The organism is Pontimicrobium sp. MEBiC01747 (assembly GCF_053601635.1).
Window position 1 is genome coordinate 1 of sequence record NZ_JBSHNS010000147.1, and the last position, 6923, is coordinate 6923.

Below are 6923 nucleotides of genomic sequence, written 5' to 3' on the forward strand. Positions count from 1 at the left end.
ATCTAATACACGACGTGCTTGCTGTGCATCTACTAAATCGTAATCTATACTTCTTGGATTTTCTACCGCTTTTTGGATTGCAGATTTTGTAATTTCATGAAATACAATTCGCTTTGTTTTTTCTTTATCTAATTTTAAAGATTCTGCTAAATGCCATGCAATAGCTTCTCCTTCTCGATCTTCATCACTAGCTAACCAAACCGTTTCTGCTTTTTTTGCTAATTCTTTAAGTTTTTTTACAACAGATTTTTTATCTGATGATACTTCATATTTTGGATTAAAATCGCCATCTACGTCAACACCTAGTTCTTTTGAGGGTAAGTCGGATATATGTCCGTAACTAGATTCTACTTTAAAGTCTTTTCCTAAAAACTTCTCTATAGTTTTTGCTTTAGCAGGTGACTCAACTATAACTAAATTCTTCGCCATTCTTCATTTTTTTGAATGTACAAATGTATGTGAAAAAAAATATACGAACCTAATTAAAAGTTCTTAAAGCTTCATTTTTAATACATTTTATTTTATTTCATTTGCCCATTTTTATATTAAAAACTCTGATAAAAACTTAATGTCCCATATGCATGGGTTGCTGCTTTTGGTGTTTCTCTTGTATTAAAATTGTACCCCAATTTAAAAGTACTGTTCCTTATTTTCAAAACTGTGCCTACTTTAAATTTTAACAAGTGGTGCTTTATTCTTGAGGTAAAAAGTACATCCTCATAATCTAAACTTCCTTGTATTAAAGTATTGTGTGCGACATATCTATACGCTAATCCTAAATATCCAAAAAATTCGTTTTGTTTAGTTTTATCTATTAGTTCTAGGCGTGACGTATTTTGTAACGCATTAAATTTACCTACAAAATAATCTACACCATACTCCATATATATATCCTTAGTTCCTATGCTTGCGCTTCCTATATATTGTAAGCTTTGTTTATTACTTATCTGTGTATTTAAAATATATTTTGTTTTAAGGTTTAGTAAAAACTTAAATTCTATTTCTTGATGCCAAGTTGGGTTATCGTTTATATTTAAGAACTCATGAAACCAAGTCTGTAGCTTTCCTGCTAAAGACTCTTCTCCTGTAATACCCATTTCTACTCCTAAAGACAGCATATTAGCTCGTTTTACTTTAACTAGTTCTGTTTTTAAAAATAACCATCCTGCATACGGACGATCAAATAATTGTGTATTGAAACTACGCAAATTTTTAGGGGTGTAGGTTTCATTTCCTATTGTTACATTTAGCTGTAGTGTACTACTTGAATCTTTTTTAAATAAAAAGTTATTTTCAAGATTTCTTTTATAATTTATAAACAAGCCACTAGTATAATAGCGGTCTAACAAAACCATTTTATCATTCTCTATAGCAAAACCTAAAGCTTCGTTAACATCTTGAGTATACGAAAAGCAAACACTAATTAAGGTTAGAAAAGAGAGTATGGTTGTTTTCAAAAATAAATATTATTCGTTTCCTATTTTTAATATGTCGTCTTTATCATCAAAACCAACAACTTCTTTATAAATAAAGTACTGTGGTAGGTAAGCGAATGAGATAGTTACATAAACTCCTACAAAGCACATAAACATTCCTACAATTTGAGCTAACAAAGAAGATACGATTATTAAACCAAAAGTAATTAGCCATTTTTTATTGCCTAAATCAAATGCTAGTTTTATAATGTTAGACACTGTTAGTTCTGGATTAAATGCATAAATCACACTTATTAATGCTACAGGAACCATAACATAAAACACAGGCAAAACGCAAAGCAACATTGCTAATACATAAATCCCCGCTCCTGCTGCCCCTATCTTTATCGTTTTACTTAAATAAGGTTTTTTAAAAAAATAGAAGTAATCATCTCCAGTTACCTCATTATAATCTTTAGCTTTAGACATTCTATAAAAACTAGCTTGCATACCAAAAACAATAATAACGGCAAAAAACATAATTACAAGCATCATTATATAAAAGAACACTATAAAAGCAATCCCCTCTGCTTGCAAGCCCTCCTCAATAGATTGTGGATCCATCATTTCTCCTCCAATAATTCCGAATAAAATTAAAGGAATATAAAGTACAAACATCAAAGGAATCATTAAAACATATTTTAACAACTCTGTAACCAAACCTTGTACCCATATTTTCTTAAACAATTCTATAGATTGGTTAAAAATGACTCCAAAATCTAATTCTTTAGCATTTTGTATTTTAAGTTGTATTTCTGAAAACATTATTGATTAGTATTTACATTAATATTTTTTATTCTTGACCTATTTTCATAATATCATCATTATCATTAAATCCAACAACTTCTTTATAAATAAAATATGCTGGAAAGTAAACCAATGGCAATGTAAAAAGCATACCAATAATACATGCTAAAAGACCTAAACAGGCAATAATACCAGTAACTATTAGAAGCCCAAAAGATATTAACCACTTTTTGTTTCCTATATCAAAACTTAGCTTTACAATTTCTTCTACGCTTTTCTCCGAATTAAATGCGAATATCACAGAAAAAAACATTAGAGGGACACATACGTATATATAAGGAATAAAACACAAAGCCTGAGCAATTACCGCTATTACTGAATAGGCCAATGCAAGTATTAGTATTTTACTTAAATGTCCGCCTTTAAAAAAATAAAAATAGTCCTCAGACACAGATTCGCCCTGTTCTTTTTGTAAACAAATTCTGTAAAAGGCTGAAGTTAGCGCTAAAGTTACAGTTGTCGAAATTATTGTAACTGGAATATTATATATAGCACTTGCACTATAAAAATTAAACAACCCATCTATCTTGAAATCTCCCACTTCTATAGGATTAACAACATCCAAACCAAACATTCCTAAAAACAAACTATACATAAAGGCTATTGGTAGTGTTATTAACGCACCTATTAATATGGTTAAAAACCCCTGTAACCACAATTGTTTGTATAGGTTTATTGAACTATCGAAGATGGTTCCAAAATCTAAAGGTTGAGCATTCTGTATTTTTGAGCGCAATTGTTCAAATGTCATTTTATATCTGTTAAATAGTTAGTATTTCAAATGTAATTATTCTTTTTAACATATATACCACTATGTCACTTTGTCATAATGTTTAAAATAGTTATATCTTTGCACACTTATTGACTGATAGTAGCATCGGTACTTAGTATGGAAAAAATTATAGACGAAAACAAACAAGGAGACGCTCTTGTTTTAAAACAAAAGGAAGGAAACACTAAAAAGCTTTTTATAGAAAGCTATGGCTGTGCTATGAATTTTAGCGACAGTGAAATTGTTGCTTCCATATTACAAAATGAAGGTTTTAATACTACAAAAAGCCTTGATGATGCAGATTTAGTATTAGTTAACACCTGCTCTATTAGAGATAAAGCTGAACAAACGGTAAGAAAGCGTTTAGAAAAGTACAATGCTGTAAAACGTACTAACCCAAAAATGAAAGTGGGCGTATTAGGTTGTATGGCAGAACGTTTAAAGAGTAAATTTTTAGAAGAAGAAAAAATAGTGGACCTTGTTGTAGGGCCAGATGCTTATAAAGATTTACCCAACCTTTTAGCAGAAGTTGAAGATGGAAGAGACGCTATAAACGTTGTTTTATCTAAAGATGAAACTTATGGAGATATTTCACCTGTACGTATAAACACTAATGGTGTAACTGCATTAGTTTCTATTACTAGAGGTTGTGATAATATGTGTACCTTTTGTGTAGTGCCTTTTACTAGAGGAAGAGAACGCAGTAGAGATCCACAAAGCATTATAGAAGAAGTAAACGACTTATGGAATAAAGGCTATAAAGAAATAACCCTTTTGGGGCAAAACGTAGATAGCTACCTTTGGTATGGTGGCGGCTTAAAAAAAGATTTTGCAAAAGCTACAGAAATGCAAAAGGCTACAGCTATAGACTTTGCTAAACTATTATCTATTTGTGCAGAAGCACAACCAAAAATGCGTATTCGTTTTTCGACATCTAACCCACAAGACATGTCTTTAGATGTTATTAAAACTATGGCTAAATACGATAATATATGTAACCATATACATTTACCTGTGCAAAGTGGAAGTAATCGTATTTTAAAAGCCATGAATCGTTTACATACTAGAGAAGAATATTTTGAACTTATAGATAATATTCGTAAAATTATACCTAATTGCGCTATAAGTCAAGATATTATTGCTGGTTTTCCAACAGAAACAGAAGAAGACCATAAAGACACCTTATCTTTATTAGAGTATGTAAAATATAACTTCGGCTACATGTTTACTTATTCAGAAAGACCAGGTACATTAGCAGAACGTAAATTAGAAGATGATGTTCCTGAAACGGTTAAAAGTAGAAGACTTAGCGAAATTATTGCACTTCAACTTAAACATAGTGAATTTAGGACTAAACAATATTTAAATACAACGGTAGAAGTTTTAATAGAACGTGCTTCAAAAAAATCTAGCGAGCATTGGTCTGGTAGAAGCGCCCAAAATATAGTCGCTGTTTTCCCAAAAGGAAACTATAATATTGGCGATTTTGTAAATGTAAAAGTAACAGATTGCACAAAAGCTACACTAATTGGTGAAGCTATTGGGTTATCAAAAAACAATTAATCAATAATAACTATGAAAAAAATACTCTTATTATTCGTTTCGCTATCTTTATTTACAGCATGTGAAAATGAACCTTTAGATGGCGGCTTTTTTGAGGCTGATCCAATCGGCGGAGGTGGCACAGGTGGTGGTACCGGAGGTGGCGGAGGCTCAGAAAGTGGTGATTTAACGCTATCCCTTTACGAACTAGACACAGACGTAACATTTAGTTTATTTGGCACACCTATACAAACCATTACACGATCTGATTTAAATATTGCAAACAATATTTTAACTAGTAGTACTGTTGAAGTATCTGTCCCACCTGCTCCAGCAGAAACAGAAACGCAAACTTATACAAGAAATAGCGAAGGACAAATTATTAGTGATATTTCGGTTAACTCAGACGGAGTAACAACTAACGAATATATTATAACCTATACAGATGGAAAAATTTCTCAAATAACTTATGATTATTTTGAAGATGACGATGATGATTTTGTTTACAATTTTACATACAGCGGAAATACTGCAACAAGAACCGAAGTAGGCTCTAATATTTCTACAGTTTTCACAACAGATGCTAGCAATAGATTAATAAAAAAAGAATCTTTTGACGGTACAACATCTATTCAAGTAGAGACAGTAACTTACAATGCAGATGGCAACTGCTCTAGCAGTGTAAGAGCAGGAGAAACTAACTCCAACTCTACTTATACCTACGACAGTAATAACAGCCCATTAAAAGTGGTTTATGATGAGCAGTATCTTTTATCATTTTTTGGAGACGAATACGAAGACGAAATCGGATCTGTTTTAGCACATTTTCATTCTTCTAAAAACTGGAATGGTGTAAATATAGACGGAACAGCTTATAATTTCAATTTACAATACAATTCGGCAAACAGAATTTCTAGTAGAACAATTGCATACAATTTTGGAAGTGATTTATCTTTTGAATTCTCAGAAGTTTTCAACTACGTAAACTAAACAATAACATTTAATATTTTTCTTATAAATTAATGGAATCCATTCAAGCTACAAAACAACGTTTCGGAATTATTGGAAATAGTGCAGGACTTAATCGTGCTATAGAAAAAGCGATTCAAGTAGCACCAACAGATATTTCTGTATTAGTTACTGGAGAAAGTGGTGTTGGTAAAGAAAGTATTCCTAAAATAATCCACTCTCTATCTCACAGAAAACATGGTAAATATATTGCTGTTAACTGTGGTGCAATACCCGAAGGTACAATAGACAGTGAATTATTTGGACATGAGAAAGGAGCTTTTACAGGAGCCACACAAACAAGAAGTGGTTACTTTGAAGTTGCAGATGGCGGTACTATTTTCTTAGATGAAGTGGGAGAGTTACCACTAACGACGCAAGTAAGGTTATTACGTGTATTAGAAAATGGAGAGTTTATAAAAGTAGGCTCTAGTAAGGTTCAAAAAACCAATGTAAGGATAGTAGCAGCCACAAACGTACATATGTTTGAGGCTATTAAAAAAGAAAAGTTTAGAGAAGATTTATATTATAGGTTAAGTACTGTAGACATTAACCTACCACCTTTAAGAGAACGTCAAGAAGACATCCATTTATTATTTAGAAAATTTGCGAGCGACTTTGCTTTAAAGTACAAAATGCCTACTATAAAGTTAAGTGAAGATGCTATAAATATATTATTAAAATTTCGTTGGAGCGGAAACATTAGACAATTACGAAATGTTGCAGAACAAATTTCTGTTTTAGAGCAAAACAGAACTATTTCGGCAGATGCATTACGTAGTTATTTACCTAGTACTGGAGATAATTTACCCGCAGTAATTAAAACATCGAAAGCAGAAGGCGATTTTAGTAGTGAGCGCGAAATATTGTATAAGGTTTTATTTGACATGAAAGCAGATTTAAATGATTTAAAGAAGCTTACAATGGAACTTATGAAAACTGGAAACTCTAAAGATGTCCAAAAAGACAACGAAAGTTTAATTCAGAAAATCTACGGTAACGATAACGAAACCTCTAGTTACGAGGAAAGTTCCGACAACTTACAAGTACTTTCTATACCCCAAACAGCTAAAACTAGCGAAAATTATAATACTGTTAGTGACAATTATGATTTTGCCGAAGAAATTGAAGAAGAAGAAACACTGTCTTTACATGATAAAGAATTAGAACTCATTAAAAAATCTTTAGAACGCCATAACGGAAAACGCAAATTAGCCGCAGAAGAGTTAGGTATAAGCGAAAGAACATTATATCGAAAAATAAAACAATTCGACTTATAAGGTGAATTTTAGCAGAAATAATATTATGTTAAGTTAAAC

Annotated in this window: 7 protein-coding genes; 3 read left to right on the forward strand and 4 right to left on the reverse strand. The window is 31.6% G+C overall.

Annotated features, from left to right (window positions below; all coding sequences use genetic code 11):
• The 4 genes from ACVC2P_RS03980 to ACVC2P_RS03995 all read right to left on the reverse strand — a co-directional run.
• On the reverse strand, positions 1-429 hold a 429-nt coding region (locus tag ACVC2P_RS03980), incomplete at its 3' end, for a toprim domain-containing protein (protein WP_452597192.1).
• A gap of 116 nt (positions 430-545) precedes the next feature.
• Positions 546-1457, reverse strand: a complete 912-nt coding sequence (locus ACVC2P_RS03985; RefSeq protein ID WP_452597193.1) for a lipid A-modifier LpxR family protein — start codon at positions 1455-1457, stop codon at positions 546-548.
• 9 nt (positions 1458-1466) lie between these two features.
• The gene (locus tag ACVC2P_RS03990) at positions 1467-2240 is read right to left on the reverse strand and encodes a hypothetical protein (protein WP_452597194.1); all 774 of its coding nucleotides are present in this window, start codon (positions 2238-2240) and stop codon (positions 1467-1469) included.
• Positions 2241-2268: 28 nt separating this feature from the next.
• Positions 2269-3033: a hypothetical protein gene (locus ACVC2P_RS03995; RefSeq protein WP_452597195.1), complete on the reverse strand. Its 765-nt coding sequence runs from the start codon at positions 3031-3033 to the stop codon at positions 2269-2271.
• A gap of 138 nt (positions 3034-3171) precedes the next feature.
• On the opposite strand from ACVC2P_RS03995, the gene miaB reads away from it, so the two are divergent.
• The 3 genes from miaB to ACVC2P_RS04010 are packed head-to-tail and all read left to right on the forward strand — an operon-like array spanning position 3172 to position 6884.
• Positions 3172-4617: a tRNA (N6-isopentenyl adenosine(37)-C2)-methylthiotransferase MiaB gene (miaB, locus tag ACVC2P_RS04000; RefSeq protein ID WP_452597196.1), complete on the forward strand. Its 1446-nt coding sequence runs from the start codon at positions 3172-3174 to the stop codon at positions 4615-4617.
• Between the two features lie 12 nt (positions 4618-4629).
• On the forward strand, positions 4630-5586 hold the full coding sequence (locus tag ACVC2P_RS04005; RefSeq protein WP_452597197.1) for a hypothetical protein: 957 nt from the start codon (positions 4630-4632) through the stop codon (positions 5584-5586).
• Positions 5587-5618: 32 nt separating this feature from the next.
• Positions 5619-6884: a sigma-54 interaction domain-containing protein gene (locus ACVC2P_RS04010; RefSeq protein ID WP_452597198.1), complete on the forward strand. Its 1266-nt coding sequence runs from the start codon at positions 5619-5621 to the stop codon at positions 6882-6884.
• The last annotated feature ends 39 nt before the right edge of the window (positions 6885-6923 follow it).

Coding starts and splice junctions, on each gene's coding strand:
- ACVC2P_RS04005 (WP_452597197.1), top strand. CDS start 4,630: ATGAAAAAAATACTCTTATTATTCGTTTCGCTATCTTTATTTACAGCA.
- ACVC2P_RS03990 (WP_452597194.1), bottom strand. CDS start 2,240: ATGTTTTCAGAAATACAACTTAAAATACAAAATGCTAAAGAATTAGAT.
- miaB (WP_452597196.1), top strand. CDS start 3,172: ATGGAAAAAATTATAGACGAAAACAAACAAGGAGACGCTCTTGTTTTA.
- ACVC2P_RS03995 (WP_452597195.1), bottom strand. CDS start 3,033: ATGACATTTGAACAATTGCGCTCAAAAATACAGAATGCTCAACCTTTA.
- ACVC2P_RS04010 (WP_452597198.1), top strand. CDS start 5,619: ATGGAATCCATTCAAGCTACAAAACAACGTTTCGGAATTATTGGAAAT.